The organism is Dactylosporangium sp. CA-052675 (assembly GCF_050947935.1).
GTDB lineage: Bacteria > Actinomycetota > Actinomycetes > Mycobacteriales > Micromonosporaceae > Dactylosporangium.
Genome location: NZ_CP192010.1, coordinates 1,668,960 through 1,684,546 on the forward strand (window position 1 = coordinate 1,668,960; position 15,587 = coordinate 1,684,546).

Consider the following 15,587-nt stretch of genomic DNA (forward strand, 5'->3'; position numbering starts at 1 on the left):
TCCTCTCGTCTAGACGCTCGTGGCGTGATGCATCAATCGTCGCGGAGCGGACAGCGCGGTGGAGGGGCGCGGCCTTGCTGTGGCACAAGTTCGGGAGTATCGGCGGCGAGGCCCGTCCGGCCGGTTGCCGAGCCGGGACGAGGGCCAGGTTTCGCGCCGTGCCAGGCCGGCTCGGCCCCGCGCCAGGCCGGCTCGGCCCCGCGCCAGGCCGGCTCGGCCCCGCGCCAGGCCGGCTCGGCCAAGGCGCTGGGTGTGCCCCCGCGGAGCGCGGCGGCGGTAGGCCTTCGCGGGCTGCGCGCAGACGGAATCCGGGCCCGGCGCAGGCCGGCATGACCGGGGCGGGATCAGGGGCTAGGCGGTTTTGCCCGGGAACGCGGCCACCAGCGGGGTCAGGCTGCCCGCCTTGCGGAACCCGACCGCGCGCGTCGTGCAGTCGATCAGCGCGTCGAGGACGATCTTGCGCACGTCGCCGTCGGTGGCCGGCAGGGCCAGGCGCCACTGGGCCGCGGTGCGGTCCTCCAGCTGGACGGCGAGCTTGAGCGCCGCCGCGCGGTCGGTCACCGCGAACGGCAGCTGATAGGAGGCCGCGGTCGGCGGCGGGGTCACCCCGGCGCTGGTGAGCCGCACCAGGAGCGCGTCGCGGCGCGTGCGGTGGGCGTTGTCGGCGGCGCGGGCGAGGGCGATCGTGTTCGCGTCGAGCTTGGGGCCCAGCACGCCGTACCCGTAGATGGCCGCGTGCTCGGCCTGCAGCGCGGCGACGAGCCGCTCGTCCGCCGCCGTCATGCGAGCACCTCCGCGTGGCCCGCCCGGCAGGCGGCGATCGAGCCCAGCAGGGCCGCCCGGTAGGAGGGCGCGGCCAGGCACGCCGTCTCCGCGTCCTGGCGGCCGTCCTTCTCCAGCTTCGCGAGCTCGGCCAGGGCCGCCGCCTGGTCGCCCGGCAGCGGGCCGGCCGAGGGCGGCGCGGCCGCGGAGCCGCTCGCGGCCGGGAACGGGCCCCGCTCCGGCAGGCCGATCTCCCGGGCGAGCGCGACGACGTGCTGCTCGTGGTCGTCCTTGAGTGGGCCGAGCCGGTCCTGCAGCGCCGGGAAGGCGGTCAGCGCCTCGCCGTAACGGTCGCGGAGCGCGACCGCGCGCGTCAGCAGTGGCATGAGCGCGTCGCCCGTCGGGTCGAACGGCGGGTCCTTCGGATTCTCGCCGAGGTCACAGCCCGTCAGCGCCGCGGTCGTGGCCGTCGCGGCGGCGGCGAGCAGGGCGCGTCGGCGGAGATGCACGCGCATTAGTGAACACCATCGGCGTCCCTCACGGTGTACCCGCCCTCGCCGGGCGGGCGCTCCCGGGCCCGGTCCGGCGCTGGTGGGTGCCGCTGCCGGGTGGCGTTCGGAGCGCCGCCGGGACGTCCCGAGTCACGTCGCGTTACGCTCTGCACGAGCCGCCCGCGCGTTTCGGCGCAGGCGGCGATGAGCCGTGCGCCCGTGCGGGCGCCGACAGGAGGGGTGTCGATCTATGGCGCAGCAGCATCGACAGCGTCTCCTGGACGTGGTCGAACCGGTCGTCACGGCCGGTGGTTTCGACCTCGAGGACCTCACCGTCACCCGGGTCGGGCGGCGGCACCTGGTGCGCATCGCGGTCGACAGCGACCACGGCGTCGACCTCGACGCGGTCGCCGAGCTCTCCCGGGGCATCTCCACGGCCCTGGACAAGGCCGAGGCCGGGGGCGACGAGCTGATCGCGGGGGAGTACGAGCTGGAGGTCGGCTCGCCCGGCGTCGAGCGGCCGCTGACCCTGCCCCGGCACTGGCGGCGCAACCGCAGCCGGCTGGTGAAGGTGAAGGTCGCCGGGCGCGAGGTGACCGGCCGCGTGCTGGCCGCCGACGATGACGGGGTGACCCTCGACGTCGACGGGGCGAAGAGCACGCATCCGTATGCGGACCTCGGCCCCGGCCGCGTCCAGGTGGAGCTCAAGCGGCTCGCCGAGCTGCCGGACCCCGAGGACGAAGAGATCGACGAAGACGACGAAGACGACGACGATGAGGAAGGGGAGGACGGGGCGTGAACATCGACCTTGCGGCCCTCCGCGCACTGGAGCGCGAGCGCGAGATCCCGTTCGAGACCATCCTCGCGGCGATCGAGACGGCGCTGCTGACCGCCTACCGGCACACCGACGGGGCCAACCCGCACGCCCGGGTCGAGATCGACCGGCGCAGCGGCGCGGCCTCCGTGCTCGCGCAGGACCTCGACGAGGACGGGGCGATCGTGCGCGAGTACGACGACACCCCCCACGACTTCGGGCGCATCGCGGCGATGACCGCCAAGCAGGTGATTCTGCAGCGGCTGCGCGAGGCCACGGACGAGGCGCACTTCGGCGAGTACGTCGGGCGCGACGGCGACCTGGTCACCGGCGTGATCCAGGCGCACGAGGCGCGGGCCGAGAAGGGCATCGTCACCATCGACCTCGGCAAGATCGAGGGGATGCTGCCGGCCGCCGAGCAGGTGCCGGGGGAGCGTTACGAGCACGGGCAGCGGATCAAGGCCATCGTGGTGCACGTGGCCAAGGGCTTCCGCGGTCCTCAGGTCACCCTGTCGCGATCCCACCCGAATCTCGTGAAGCGCCTGTTCGCGCTGGAAGTGCCGGAGATCGCCGACGGTACCGTGGAGATCGCCGCCATCGCCCGGGAAGCGGGACACCGCACCAAGATCGCGGTTCGTTCGACGGTCGCGGGGGTGAACGCGAAGGGGGCCTGCATCGGCCCGATGGGCCAGCGGGTCCGCGCGGTCATGAGCGAGCTGCACGGTGAGAAGATCGACATTATCGACTGGTCCGAGGACCCTGCGCAGTTCGTCGGAAATGCCCTTTCTCCCGCGAAAGCGCTCAACGTGGAGGTCGTCGACGCGGCCAACCGGGCCGCCCGGGTGACCGTCCCCGACTTCCAGCTTTCCCTGGCCATCGGCAGAGAGGGCCAGAACGCACGGCTCGCCGCGCGGCTCACCGGATGGCGGATCGATATCAGACCGGACAACGCCGCGGACGGCAACGTCGATCACGTCACCGGACCGGGCGCGGCGCGCGCCGAAAGTGCAGGGTAGACTTCTTGACGGTACGTCGCACGCCCCCGGCTGGCACGCCCGCGAACCCCCTGCCCATTGGGCGGCCGGTTCGCACATGTATCGGATGCCGGAAGCGTGCGTCATCCTCCGAGTTGCTGCGATTTGTCGCGATCGAGACCGGCCCTGACCAGTTCAGGGCTGTCCCCGATCCGGCTCGCAGACGGCCGGGCCGGGGCGCGCACCTGCATCCCGATCCGGCTTGCCTCGCGCTAGCGGAGCGTCGGCGCGCCTTCGGGCGGGCCCTGCGCATCGCCGGTGTCCTGGACACCGGTCCGCTGGCCGAAGCCGTCGCCTCGGCGGCGGTGACGGAGCCGGAGCATACGCAGTGACCGGAACCGCCGGTGGTGGGAGCGCGACGCCCCACCCGGACACGCAAGGTAGGACGACGGACATGAGCACACGATGAAGTCCCTGAGATGACCAGGCTTCAAGTGCACGAGTGAGGTCGGAGCGGACTTGCCGCCCGGCCTCGAGGTGAGGAGTGTAGTGGCAGGCAAGGCCCGCGTACACGAGCTGGCGAAAGAGCTCGGGGTCGAAAGCAAGACCGTGCTCGCGAAGCTGCAGGAGCTTGGCGAGTACGTGAAGTCCGCATCCAGCACGGTCGAGGCGCCCGTGGCGCGCCGGCTGCGAGCGAGCTTCGAGAATGGTGGAGGGTCCGCTCCGGCGCCCTCCGCGCCCCCTGCGCCGTCAGCGTCGGCCCCGTCGTCGACGCCAGTTCCGACGGCCCCCCGTCCGACGCCGTCTCCGGCGGCGAAGCCCTTTGCGCCCCCGAAGCGGCCGCAGCCGCCCGCGGGTGGCGGTTCGAGTGGTTCGGGAGGCGGGGGCGGCCGTGGCCCCGTGCCCGGTCCGCCGCGTCCCGCCCCGCCGGCCGTCAAGCCGACGAGTGCGCACGACATCGAGGTCCAGGCCGCCGAGCAGCGTGCGGCCGCGCTGAAGGCCGAGCAGGAAGCGACCATGAAGGCCGCTCAGCAGGCCCGTCAGCGGGAGAACACCCGGCGGGACACCCCGGCGCCGCCCAGCGGTGGCTCCGGTGCGCCCACGCCCGGCCCGCGTCCCGGCCCCGCCCCCGGCTCGTCCGGCGGCGGCGCGCCGACCCCGGGCGGCCCGCGTCCCGGCCAGGGTCCGCGTCCCGGTCAGGGCAACCGCCCGCCGGCCCGGTCCCCGGGCAACAACCCCTTCGGTGTGTCGGGTGGCGCCTCGCCGCGCCCGCCGACACCCGGCAACATCCCGCGGCCCAACCCCTCGTCCATGCCCCCGCGGCCCAACCCGGCCTCGATGGGCGGCCCCCGGCCGAACCCGTCGCAGATGCCGAGCCAGCGGCCCGGTCGCCCCGGCGGCCCCGGCGGTGACCGTCCCGGTCGCCCCGGCGGCGGTGGCGGCGGCTTCCGCGGCGGCCCCGGCGGCGGCGGTGCCGGTCGTCCCGGCGGTCCGGCTGACGGCGGCGGTGGCGGCTTCCGTGGCGGTCCCGGTGGGGGCGGCGGCGGTGGCGGCGGCTTCCGTGGCGGTCCCGGTGGGGGCGGCGGCGGTGGCGGTGGCTACCGCGGCGGCCCCGGCGGTGGCGGCGGCGCGCCCGCGGGTGCCGGCGGTGCCGGTCGCCCCGGTGGTGGCGCCGGCGGTCGCGGCCGTGGCGGCGGTGCGGCGGGTGCCTTCGGGCGTCCCGGCGGCCGTCCGACCCGTGGCCGGAAGTCGAAGAAGCAGCGCAGACAGGAGTTCGACAACCTCTCCGCGCCCACCATGGGCTCGGGTGCCCCGCGGGGTCAGGGTCAGACGATCCGCCTCCCGCAGGGTGCGTCGCTGTCGGACTTCGCCGACCGGATCAACGCCAACCCGGGCTCGCTCGTGCAGGAGATGTTCAACCTGGGCGAGATGGTGACGGCGACCCAGTCGTGCACCAACGAGACGCTGGAGCTGCTCGGCGAGCACCTCGGCTTCGACGTGCAGATCGTCAGCCCCGAGGACGAGGACCGCGAGCTGCTGGCCCGCTTCGACATCGACCTCGACGCCGACGTCGACGAGGAGCGCCTGGTCGTCCGGCCGCCGGTCGTGACCGTCATGGGCCACGTCGACCACGGCAAGACGAAGCTGCTCGACGCGATCCGCCAGACGAACGTCGCGGCGGGCGAGGCGGGCGGCATCACCCAGCACATCGGTGCCTACCAGGTCCACGTCGAGCACGAGGACGAGGACCGCGCGATCACCTTCATCGACACCCCGGGTCACGAGGCGTTCACCGCCATGCGTGCCCGTGGTGCCCAGGCCACGGACATCGTGGTCCTGGTGGTCGCGGCCGACGACGGCGTGATGCCGCAGACCATCGAGGCGCTCAACCACGCCCAGGCGGCCGAGGTGCCGATCGTGGTCGCGGTGAACAAGATCGACAAGCCCGAGGCCAACCCGGCCAAGGTGCGGCAGGAGCTCACGCAGTACGGGCTGGTCGCCGAGGAGTACGGCGGCGAGACGATGTTCGTCGACATCTCGGCGAAGAGCCGGATCAACATCGACGGGCTCCTCGAGGCCGTCCTGCTGACCGCCGACGCCGCGCTCGACCTGCGCGCGCCCATCGACGGCCCGGCCCAGGGCATCGCGATCGAGTCGCACCTCGACCGCGGCCGTGGCCCGGTCGCCACCGTCCTGGTGGAGAAGGGCACGCTCAACGTCGGTGACTCGATCGTCGCCGGCCGCGCCTACGGACGCGTCCGCGCGATGCTCGACGAGAACGGCAAGCCCGTGCCGCACGCGGGTCCGGCCCGTCCGGTCCTCGTGCTCGGCCTGACCTCGGTGCCCGGCGCCGGCGACACGTTCCTCGCCGCCGACGACGACCGCACCGCGCGCCAGATCGCCGAGCAGCGGCAGGCTCGCCGCCGCGCGGCCGAGATGGCCGCACGCACCGGCCGGGTCACCCTCGAGACGCTGTTCGACCAGCTCAAGCAGGGCGAGAAGACCACGCTCAACCTCATCCTCAAGGGTGACGGCTCGGGCTCGGTCGAGGCGCTCGAGGACGCGCTGGTCAAGATCGTCGTCTCGGACGAGGTCCAGCTGCGGATCATCCACCGCGGTGTCGGTGCGGTCACGCAGGACGACGTCAACCTGGCCAGCGCCTCGGACGCGATCATCATCGGGTTCAACGTGCGGGCCGAGGGCCGCACGCGCGACCTGGCCGACCGCGAGGGCGTGGAGATCCGGTACTACACCGTCATCTACCAGGCGATCGAGGACATCGAGTCCTCCCTCAAGGGCCTGCTCAAGCCGGTCTACGAGGAGGTCGAGCTCGGCTCGGCGGAGATCCGCGAGGTCTTCCGCTCGTCGCGCTTCGGCAACATCGCGGGTTGCATCGTCCGCACCGGCCTGATCCGGCGCAACAGCAAGGCGCGCCTGGTCCGCGACGGTGCGGTGGTCAACGACAACCTCACGATCGCCGGCCTGCGCCGCTTCAAGGACGACGCGACCGAGGTCCGCGAGGGCTTCGAGTGCGGTATCACGCTCGGGACGTTCAACGACATCCAGGTCGGCGACGTCATCGAGACGTGGGAGCTTCGCGAGAAGCCCCGCACCTGATCGACGGCACGACCTGAAGGGGGCCGCGGTTCGCCGCGGCCCCCTTTGGCATCCGCGGATGGGGGAGTAATCTCGGTCACATCATGGATCTGTCGTGGTGGTCGATCGAGGTCCGCGACGGGGAGTTCCCGGCGCGGCAGTGGCGTGACACCCACAGCGCGGCCCTCATCGAGGCCGCGGTGACGCACGGGGCCAAGGACTGGGCCTGGCGATCCGAGGACTTCGGGGTCGTCTTCGAGATCGGTTTCGCCGACGCGTCCGACTGGCAGCGGTTCCGGCAGTTGCCGGCGGTCGTGGCGGCGCTGGATGCCGTGGCGCCCGACTCGCTCTACGTCTACCCCGGGCGGGGCGGCAGCGCCGGGGCCGTGCAGCCGCGGCGGCCGGGGCCCGTGCCGGCGGCGGGGGCGGCCGGCTTGCCGATCGAGCCGGAGCCGCCGATCCTGGCCCGGCCGCCGTTCGAGTCGCCGATGACGCCTACGGGTGAGGACCCGCTGCTGGTGGCTTGATCGGCGCCGGGGTGCGTCGCGGCGCGAAGCACGCCAGCCTGCGGACAGCGATCCGCCGGCCCGCCGGGCGGTGCGTGGGGCACGAGGCGCAGCGGTGGGCTCGCACGGCCCGGGCCGGCTCGCGGGCATGGCCAACAGTCCGGCGGTGACCTGCTGGAACGTGGACACGGGCGCCTCGGCGGGGCGGAGCAGAGAGCACCGGGCGGGTGGCGACGAGTGCCGCTCGGCCGGTCCTTGGCACGGCGGACGTCGCCCCGCTCGGGCCGGCGAATGCCGGGCCCCAGCGGGGTCCCTGGCGGGAGCGACGGTCCGCAGGTGACGCGGACCCGAGCAGGGAAGCTTTAACCCGGCGCGGAATCCCGCCGCGGCGGTTAGGATCTTGCGCCGTGTATACCGGAACCGCGGTCTTCGACCTTCTCCTGCCCGGTGACTCGCGTTCGCTCAAGGCCAAGCGCTCCTACGTGCGGCCCCTGATCGCTCACCTGCGCAAGTTCGAGGTCTCCGTAGCCGAGGTCGGCGCGCTCGACCTCACCGGGCGGGCCGAGATCGGCATCGCCGTCGTGGCCGCCGAGGCGGGGCACGTGCGGGAAGTGCTCGACACGTGCGAGCGGGCCGTCGCCGGGCGGCCCGAGTTCGAACTGCTCTCCGTGCGCCGTCGGTTGCACGGTGACGACGACGAGTAAACCTGGCTTGCGGAAGCGGCTTCGCGGGCGGGGCGCGGGTACTGTCAAGGCGTTGGTCAGATCTTCAGGTCCGGCGGGCCGGCCTTGGGGCCGGCCGGCGGGCCGTTTGGCTGCGGAGGTGTTCGAGATGACGGATCCGGCGAAGGTGCGGCGGCACGCCGAGCGCGTGCGAGAACTCGTCGCATCGGTGGTGCGGACGCAGATCAAGGACCCGCGGCTGGGCATGATCACGATCACCGACGCGCGGATCACTGCCGATCTGCGCGAGGCGACCGTGTTCTACACCGTGCTCGGCGACGCGGCTGCCCATGCGGGCACCGCGGCCGCCCTGGAGAGCGCGAAGGGTCTGCTGCGCTCGACCGTCGGCAAGGCGCTCGGGCTGCGGCACTCGCCGAGCCTGGCGTTCGTGCACGATGACGTGTCCGACCAGGTCAAGCACATCGACGAGCTGCTGGCCAGCGCGCGCAGCGCCGACGCCGAGGTGCAGCGCCTCGCGGCCGGCGCGCACTACGCGGGCGACCCGCAGCCCTACAAGCTCGACGACGAGGCCGACGCGGACGACGTGGACGCCGACGACGAGGTCGTCGTGGGCCAGGACCGGCGGTGAACGCCGCGACGGCCGCCGTGCACCCGTCGCAGGATGCGTGGGCGGCGGCCGTCGCGGCGCTGCGCGGGCTGCCGCCCGGCGCGCGGGTGCTGCTCGCCTGCCACGTGAACCCTGACGGCGACGCGCTCGGCAGCATGCTCGGCGTCGCGCTCGGGCTGCGCTCGGTCGCGGGAGAGCTGGGCATCGGGCACCTCGCGGCCACGTTCCCCGGGCCGCTGCGCCTCCCCGCGCCGTTCGACACGCTGCCCGGCACCGACCTGCTCGTCGCCGAGGAGGACGCCGACCCGGCCCCGGACGCGATGCTCGTGTTCGACGTGGCGAGCATCGAGCGGCTCGGCGGCCTGGCCGACCGGCTGCGCGCCGCGCCCGTCGGCATCGTGCTCGACCACCACGCCTCCAACCCGGGCTTCGGGCAGATCAATCTCGTGGACCCCGCGGCGGCCGCCACGTCGGTGCTCTCCGACGGGCTGCTCCGCCGTCTGGGCGTACCGCTGGATCCCGCCATCGCCGAGTGCCTCTACGTGGCCCTGGCCACCGACACCGGCTCGTTCAAGTTCGCCTCCACCACCCCGGCCGTGCACGAGCTCGCGGCGCGGCTCATCGCGACCGGCATCGACGTCGGGGAGATCTCGCGGCGGTTGTTCGACACGCGGCCGATCGGCGCGCTGCGGCTCTTCGGCGTCGCCCTCGCCCGCACGGTCCTCGAGCCCGAGGCGGCGGGGGGGCTGGGGCTCGCGTGGACGTACCTCACCGTCGAGGACCTCGCCGCCCACGACCAGCCGCCGCCGGCCGTCGAGGCGCTCATCGACACCGTGCGCACGGTCGCCGAGGCCGACGTCGCGTGCTTGGTCAAGCCGGTGCGCCCGGGGGAGTGGTCGGTCTCGCTGCGCAGCAAGGGCGGCGTCGACGTCAGCGCGGTGGCCGTGGCCCTGGGCGGCGGCGGGCACCGCTTCGCCGCCGGGTTCAGCGCGTCCGGGCGCGTCGAGGACGTCCTCGGCGCCATCCGCGGGCTGCTCCCGGCCCCGGCCGGGATCAGGGTGAACTCCGGGGGAATCTCCGGGACATAACGGCTGGCCCGCACGCATCCATTGCGGTGACAATCGATACATGGACCGACCCGAGCTTGCCGCGGAGGTCGACCGGGCCTGGGCCCGGCCGGTAGTGCTGACGCCCGTCTTCGCCCTCATCTCCCTCGTCGGGGGCGCCTCGCCGTCGTTCGGGCTGCGGGCCAACCTGCTCGTCCTGGCCACCGGCGGGGCGCTGTTCTGGCTCGGCATGTCGGCCGCGGTGCCGCGCCGGGCGTCGCCGGCCCGGCTGCCGCGCGGGGCGGCCTGGTGGCTGGTGCCGCTGCTGCTCTTCGGCATCGTCGAGGGCGCGACGTTCCTCAACGGGTCGCACGCGTACCCGACCCTCTCCCGCCTCGCCGACCCGGTGCTCGAGCACTACTGGGCCCGCGCGGCCGCCTACTTCGGCTGGCTGTGGGCGTTCTGGGCGATGGTGCGCCGGTGAGCGCCGGGCAGGTGCTCGTCGCCGTGCTGTTCACCGTGGCGCTCGGGCTCTTCGCGGCGGTCGAGATCGCCTCCCGGCGCGAGGGCTCCCGGGTGCCCGGCATCGGCGACGTGTGCGGGATCGTCATGCGCTACCGGGTGGGCCCGCTCCCCGTCGGCCGCATCGCCATGTTCGGCTTCTGGTGGTGGCTCGGCTGGCACTTCCTGGCCCGCTGAGCTGGGAAATCGATCTTCGGCGACCGTGATCCGCCGTTCCAGATCGCGGGATAACGTCGCACATACTGGACCTGAACGATAACTTAGGGATATGCGCACGGTACGAATTCTTCGCTGCCCGTCCCGGGCGCGCCGCTCCTAGGCGGCGCAACCGGCGGCGGGTGACACGGCCCGATCAACTCTGCCGGAAGCGAGGAAATGCGTGCGCAGCCACCACTGTCAGCAGGCCGACACCACCCACGTCGGTCTCCTTGGCGTGTGCGGCGCGTGTCTGCCGGCGACCCCGGCGCGACCGAGTACGCACCGACCATCAGCACCATGCTCCAGAGGAGACCAGCGTCATGCCTGACCAGCAGAAGCCCCAGCCGAAGCCGCAGGAGCCGGCCGCCGACACCCGCGAGCGCGCCCGCGCCGCGCTGCAGATGTCCATGGACCGCCGCGGCTGAGCACCCGATCCGACGCAAGCTCCGGGAAGCCGGGACGCCCTGTGCGACGTCAAGGTTTCCCGGAGGTTGTGCCGCCCGGTAACTGCCCAGAGCAATACCAGACCTTACGATGACCGGGTGACGGTCGATCAGGCTCCCACGATGCGCCGGGTGGCCGCGCTAGCCATCCCGGCGCTCGTGGTACTCGCCGCCGAACCCCTCTACGTCCTCGTCGACACCGCCGTCGTCGGCCACCTCGGGCGCACCCAGCTCGCCGGGCTGGCCATCGGCGGCTCCGTCATGTCGTTCGCCGTGTGGCTGGGCACCGTGCTGGCCTACGGCACCACCGGCCGCGCCGCCCGCCGCTTCGGGGCCGGGCAGCGCGCGGAGGCGGTGGAGGAGGGCGTCCAGGCCTCCTGGCTCGCGCTCGGCGGCGGCGTCGTCATCCTGCTCGCGCTCGAGGCCGCGGCGGGCCCGCTCACCCGCGCCCTCGCGGGCGGGGCGGGCGAGGTCGCGTCCACCGCCGAGGGCTGGCTGCGCATCGCGGCGCTCGGCGCGCCCGGGCTCATGCTCGGCACCGCCGGCAACGGCTGGATGCGCGGGGTGCAGGACACCCGGCGCCCGCTCTACTACGTGCTCGCCGCCAACGCCCTCTCCGCCACGCTGTGCCCGCTGCTGGTGTACCCGGCCGGCCTCGGCCTCACCGGCTCCGCCGTCGCCAACGTCACCGCCCAGACCGTCGTCGGGCTGCTGTTCGTGCGGGCGCTCGTCTCCGAGCGCGTCGCGCTGCGCCCGCGCCTCGCGGTCATCGGCCGCCAGCTCGCGCTCGGGCGCGACCTGCTGCTGCGCGGCGCCGCGTTCCAGGCCTGCTTCCTGTCCGCGTCCGCGGTCGCCGCCCGCTTCGGCGACGCCGCGCTCGCCGCCCACCAGATCGCCATCCAACTGTTCTTCTTCACCGCGCTCGCCCTCGACGCGCTGGCCATCGCGGCCCAGTCGCTCGTCGGGGCCGCGCTCGGGGGCGAGCGCGTGGCCGAGGCGCGCCACCTCGCCCGGCGGATCACGGTCGCCGGGCTCGTCGCCGGCGCCGGGTTCGCGGTGCTCGTCGCGGCCGCGCTGCTCGCCGTGCGGCCGTGGTTCGGGGCCGACCCGGAGGTGTACGCCCAGGCCCGCCACGCCTGGTGGTTCTTCGTGGCGATGATGCCGGCCGCGGGCGTCGTGTTCGCCCTCGACGGGGTCTTCCTCGGCGCCGGGGACGTCGGCTACCTGCGCAACCTCACGCTCGTCAGCGCGCTGGGCGGGTTCCTGCCGGGGATCTGGCTGGCGTACCTGCTCGGCGCCGGCCTGCGCGGCGTGTGGGCGGCGCTCACGCTGTTCATCGCGCTGCGCCTCGCCGGGCTGCTGTGGCGGCTCGCGGGGGACCGCTGGGCGGTGGCCGGCGCCGTACGATGACGCGGTGCTGACCGAGGCGCAGATCGAGGCCGTCGCCCACGTGCGCGGGCGCGGCAGCGGCCCGGCCCTCGGCGTCGACGCGCCCATCACGATCAACTTCCACCCGGACCGCAGCGCCGGCGGCCGTACCGTCATCGGCGGCCTCCTCGCCGACGGGCGCTTCCGCAGCCAGTTCGAGACCGGCATCTCCAACGGCGGCCTGACCGCGTTCCCGGGCGGCGACCGCGACCGCTGGGAGGAGCGGATGTTCGGCGGCGCCTACCAGCGGCCCGGCGTCCGCGCGCCCGACCGCCCGAAGTACGGCGCGCTCAACCTCCTGCACCACGACGACGGGGCCGCACCCCGCTTCGGCTCGGCCCACCTGCGGCTGCGCCCGCACGTGCGGCAGTGGGCGACGTTCACCTTCGGCGACAGCGCCCGGCACCCGACCGAGGCCGGGACCGCGGACGCGTTCGGCGCCGTGCTCGCCGCGCTGCACGCCCACCACGGCGCGGACGCGCTGAGCCGGCCGCGGCCGGCCGGGCCCGGGCGCGCGCTGGACGACTACGTCGAGGCCCAGATCCACGGCCCCGTGCGCCTGGCCGACGACGTCGAGGCGCTGGTGCTGGACAGTTGTTTCCAGGACTCCGGATGCGGTACCGCCGAAGCCTCGGCCGAGCTCACCGCGCGCTACGGGCTGCGGGTCGAGTGGCGCCCCGGATTCCGTCTCGCCCCCGCCGACATCCCGGCCGAGTTCCGCGGACCCGAGATCCCGGTGCTCGCCCGCTCGCTGTGCGCGCACTACGGGGTGTCGATCGTGAACCCGGCGCTCATCGGCGCGGCCGCCCGCGACCCCGGACCCTGGGGCTCCCCGCCGGAGGTGCTGCAGTCGCTGAAGTACTTGTGGCACTGCCTTGTGCGGTTCGGCTGACCGTTAGGGTGTCGCGCATGGCTCAGAAGGCGGCGACCCCGGGCGGCCTTGTCGTCGTCGACAAGCCCGGCGGCATGACCTCGCACGACGTCGTGTCGCGCATGCGCCGGATCGCGCGGACGCGGCGGGTCGGGCACGGCGGCACCCTCGACCCGATGGCCACCGGCGTGCTCATCGTGGGCGTGGAGAAGGCGACGCGGCTGCTGACGTACGTGATCGGGAGCACGAAGGAGTACACGGCCACGATCCGCCTCGGCGAGTCCACGGTCACCGACGACGCCGAGGGCGAGGTCGTCGCGCGCACGGACGCCTCGACGGTCACCGACGCGGACCTCGACACCGCCCTGGCCCCGCTGCGCGGCGAGATCCTGCAGGTCCCGAGCGCCGTGTCGGCCATCAAGGTCGGCGGCGTCCGCTCGTACCACCGCGTCCGCTCCGGCGAGGCGGTCGCGCTCGCCGCCCGGCCCGTGACCGTCTCCCGCCTCGACGTGCTCGCCGTGCGCCGCGCGGGCGCGCACGTGGACGTCGACGTGGACGTGGCCTGCTCGTCGGGCACGTACATCCGCGCCCTCGCGCGCGACCTGGGCGCGGCCCTGGGCGTGGGCGGGCACCTGACGGCGCTGCGGCGCACCGCGGTGGGCGCCTTCACGCTGGCCGAGGCCGCGACCCTGGACGAGCTCGCCGCGCTCGAGGACCCCGTGACCATGCCGCTGCCGGCGGCCGCGGACCGCTGCTTCCCGCGCCGGGACGCCTCGCCGGACGAGGCTCGCGTGCTGTCGCACGGCGGGCCGCTCGCGCCGATCGGGATCGCGGAGCCGTACGCGGTCTTCGCCCCGGACGGCACGGTGCTCGCGATCGTCCAGGAGCGCGACGGCAAGGCCCGGCCGGAGATCGTGCTCGTGCCCTAGCGGGTGAGGGCGAAATGTCGGGCGCTGGCGCGCCGCGACATTTCGGATTTATACCCCGTCGGGTCGTAAGTCGGATTCGGTGCGATCCGCCGCGCTGCGCGCAGGACGCCGCGCCGCGCTGCGCGCAGGACGCTGCCGCCCTGCCAGCAGGACCCCGCGGCGCTGCGGGCAAGGTGTTGCCGCGCCGTGGGCAAAGAGCGCTGCCGTGCCGCCGGGAAGGGCCCCGCGGACAAGAGCGATGCCGCGCCGCTCGCAAGCACGCCGCGCGCAAGGGAGCTGCGGCGCCGCCGGGAAGGGCCGCCGGGCGGCCAAGTAGGCTCAGCGGCATGCAGCGGTGGCGGGGAACGCAGGCGGCGCCCGGGGGATGGGGTCGCGCGGTCACGACGATCGGGGTCTTCGACGGCGTCCACCGCGGCCACCAGCAGATCATCGGCCACGCCGTGAAGCGGGCCGGCGAACTCGGCGTGCGCTCGGTCGTCGTCACGTTCGACCCGCACCCGGCCGAGGTGGTGCGCCCCGGATCGCACCCGGCCGTGCTCACCGAGCCCGCGCGCAAGGCGGAGCTCATCGAGGCGCTCGGCGTCGACGTGCTGTGCGTGATCCCGTTCACGGCGGAGTACTCGCGGCTGGAGCCGGAGGAGTTCGTCCACGACGCGCTCGTCGAGCACCTGCACACGGCCCTGGTCGTGGTCGGCGAGAACTTCCGGTTCGGCCACCGGCAGGCCGGCGACGTCGAGCTGCTCACGCGGCTCGGGCGCACGTTCGGGTTCGCGGTCGAGGGGGCGCCGCTCGTCGCGGACGAGGGGACGGTGTTCTCCTCGACGTACATCCGAAGCTGCGTCGACGCGGGTGACGTCGTGGCGGCGGCGCGCGCGCTCGGCCGGCCGCACCGGCTCGAGGGTGTCGTGGTGCGGGGTGACCAGCGGGGTCGCGAGCTGGGCTTTCCCACCGCGAACCTGCTCGTCCCGGCCCGCTCGGCGGTGCCCGCGGACGGCATCTACGCGGCCTGGCTCAACCGGGACCGCGACGGCGCCCGGCGGCCGGCGGCGGTGTCGATCGGCACCAACCCGACCTTCTCCGGCAAGGAGCGGCGCGTCGAGGCGTTCGTGCTCGACTTCGAGGGTGACCTGTACGGGGAGCGGGTGAGTCTCGACTTCGCCGACCGCCTGCGCGAGCAGCGCGTCTACCAGGGCGTCGAGCCGCTCATCGCGCAGATCGCGGAGGACGTCGAGCAGACCCGCGAGGTGCTGCGCAACGGTCCGATGCAGGCGTGAACCGGCCGGTCTGTTAGCCTTGGATTGACGCCGGGTGACCGGCGGGGGTCAGGCTGCCTGCACGACGCCGCGGGAGCCGGCCGACGAATCCACGGCAAAAGGGAGATCATGGCGCTCGACTCTGCGCAGAAGACCGAGATCATGGGCAAGTACGCCACGGCCGAGGGCGACACCGGTTCGCCGGAGGTCCAGGTGGCGATGCTGACCAAGCGGATCGCGGACCTCACTGAGCACCTCAAGCAGCACAAGCACGACCACCACAGCCGCCGCGGCCTGCTCCTGCTGGTCGGCCGGCGCCGCCGCCTGCTGAACTACCTGCAGCGCAGCGACATCGCCCGCTACCGCTCGCTGATCGAGCGGCTCGGCCTGCGGCGATAACGACTCGCAAACGGGGGAGTGGCGGAGATCCGCCGCTCCCCCGTCGAGTAGTGACACACTGAAA

17 protein-coding genes are annotated in these 15,587 nt (G+C 74.0%); 15 read left to right on the forward strand and 2 right to left on the reverse strand.

Annotation, left to right across the window (positions count from 1 at the left end; genetic code table 11):
- Positions 1-351: 351 nt before the first annotated feature.
- Together ACQP1P_RS07475 and ACQP1P_RS07480 are read right to left on the reverse strand one after the other, a co-directional pair.
- Positions 352-783 (reverse strand): ferritin-like domain-containing protein, encoded by a 432-nt coding sequence (locus ACQP1P_RS07475; RefSeq protein ID WP_433084378.1) that lies wholly within the window; start codon positions 781-783, stop codon positions 352-354.
- A complete protein-coding gene (locus tag ACQP1P_RS07480; RefSeq protein WP_433084380.1) occupies positions 780-1,271 on the reverse strand; it encodes a hypothetical protein in 492 nt (163 codons plus the stop codon). Before ACQP1P_RS07480 ends, ACQP1P_RS07475 begins: the two co-directional genes overlap by 4 nt.
- 232 nt (positions 1,272-1,503) lie before the next feature.
- On the opposite strand from ACQP1P_RS07480, the gene rimP reads away from it, so the two are divergent.
- The 15 genes from rimP to rpsO all read left to right on the forward strand — a co-directional run bounded on the left by rimP (position 1,504) and on the right by rpsO (position 15,523).
- Positions 1,504-2,052: a ribosome maturation factor RimP gene (rimP, locus tag ACQP1P_RS07485; RefSeq protein ID WP_433084382.1), complete on the forward strand. Its 549-nt coding sequence runs from the start codon at positions 1,504-1,506 to the stop codon at positions 2,050-2,052.
- Positions 2,049-3,083, forward strand: coding sequence for a transcription termination factor NusA (gene nusA, locus ACQP1P_RS07490; RefSeq protein WP_433084384.1), 1,035 nt, complete (start codon positions 2,049-2,051; stop codon positions 3,081-3,083). Before rimP ends, nusA begins: the two co-directional genes overlap by 4 nt.
- Positions 2,990-3,433 carry a YlxR family protein gene (locus ACQP1P_RS07495; RefSeq protein ID WP_433084386.1) on the forward strand — a complete coding sequence of 148 codons (444 nt, stop codon included), beginning with the start codon at positions 2,990-2,992 and terminating at the stop codon, positions 3,431-3,433. Before nusA ends, ACQP1P_RS07495 begins: the two co-directional genes overlap by 94 nt.
- Before the next feature lie 157 nt (positions 3,434-3,590).
- Entirely contained in the window at positions 3,591-6,659 is a 3,069-nt protein-coding gene (infB, locus tag ACQP1P_RS07500; RefSeq protein WP_433089893.1) for a translation initiation factor IF-2, read from the forward strand.
- An 83-nt stretch (positions 6,660-6,742) separates the two neighbouring features.
- Positions 6,743-7,165: a hypothetical protein gene (locus tag ACQP1P_RS07505; RefSeq protein ID WP_433084388.1), complete on the forward strand. Its 423-nt coding sequence runs from the start codon at positions 6,743-6,745 to the stop codon at positions 7,163-7,165.
- Between the two features lie 386 nt (positions 7,166-7,551).
- Positions 7,552-7,848 carry a DUF503 domain-containing protein gene (locus tag ACQP1P_RS07510; protein WP_433084390.1) on the forward strand — a complete coding sequence of 99 codons (297 nt, stop codon included), beginning with the start codon at positions 7,552-7,554 and terminating at the stop codon, positions 7,846-7,848.
- Between the two features lie 127 nt (positions 7,849-7,975).
- Positions 7,976-8,455, forward strand: a complete 480-nt coding sequence (rbfA, locus tag ACQP1P_RS07515) for a 30S ribosome-binding factor RbfA (protein ID WP_433084392.1) — start codon at positions 7,976-7,978, stop codon at positions 8,453-8,455.
- Positions 8,452-9,522, forward strand: coding sequence for a DHH family phosphoesterase (locus tag ACQP1P_RS07520; protein WP_433084394.1), 1,071 nt, complete (start codon positions 8,452-8,454; stop codon positions 9,520-9,522). The genes rbfA and ACQP1P_RS07520 overlap by 4 nt, the downstream gene beginning before the upstream one ends.
- Positions 9,523-9,562: 40 nt before the next feature.
- Complete coding sequence (locus tag ACQP1P_RS07525) at positions 9,563-9,964, forward strand: hypothetical protein (RefSeq protein ID WP_433084396.1); 402 nt, start codon at positions 9,563-9,565, stop codon at positions 9,962-9,964.
- Between the two features lie 11 nt (positions 9,965-9,975).
- Positions 9,976-10,179 carry a DUF6186 family protein gene (locus ACQP1P_RS07530; RefSeq protein ID WP_433089895.1) on the forward strand — a complete coding sequence of 68 codons (204 nt, stop codon included), beginning with the start codon at positions 9,976-9,978 and terminating at the stop codon, positions 10,177-10,179.
- Between the two features lie 587 nt (positions 10,180-10,766).
- A complete protein-coding gene (locus ACQP1P_RS07535) occupies positions 10,767-12,053 on the forward strand; it encodes an MATE family efflux transporter (protein ID WP_433089897.1) in 1,287 nt (428 codons plus the stop codon).
- 4 nt (positions 12,054-12,057) lie between these two features.
- Entirely contained in the window at positions 12,058-12,963 is a 906-nt protein-coding gene (locus tag ACQP1P_RS07540) for a DUF3626 domain-containing protein (RefSeq protein WP_433084398.1), read from the forward strand.
- 17 nt (positions 12,964-12,980) lie between these two features.
- On the forward strand, positions 12,981-13,871 hold the full coding sequence (gene truB / locus ACQP1P_RS07545; RefSeq protein WP_433084399.1) for a tRNA pseudouridine(55) synthase TruB: 891 nt from the start codon (positions 12,981-12,983) through the stop codon (positions 13,869-13,871).
- 326 nt (positions 13,872-14,197) lie between these two features.
- Positions 14,198-15,145: a bifunctional riboflavin kinase/FAD synthetase gene (locus ACQP1P_RS07550; RefSeq protein WP_433084401.1), complete on the forward strand. Its 948-nt coding sequence runs from the start codon at positions 14,198-14,200 to the stop codon at positions 15,143-15,145.
- 108 nt (positions 15,146-15,253) lie between these two features.
- On the forward strand, positions 15,254-15,523 hold the full coding sequence (gene rpsO, locus ACQP1P_RS07555) for a 30S ribosomal protein S15 (protein ID WP_350620940.1): 270 nt from the start codon (positions 15,254-15,256) through the stop codon (positions 15,521-15,523).
- The last annotated feature ends 64 nt before the right edge of the window (positions 15,524-15,587 follow it).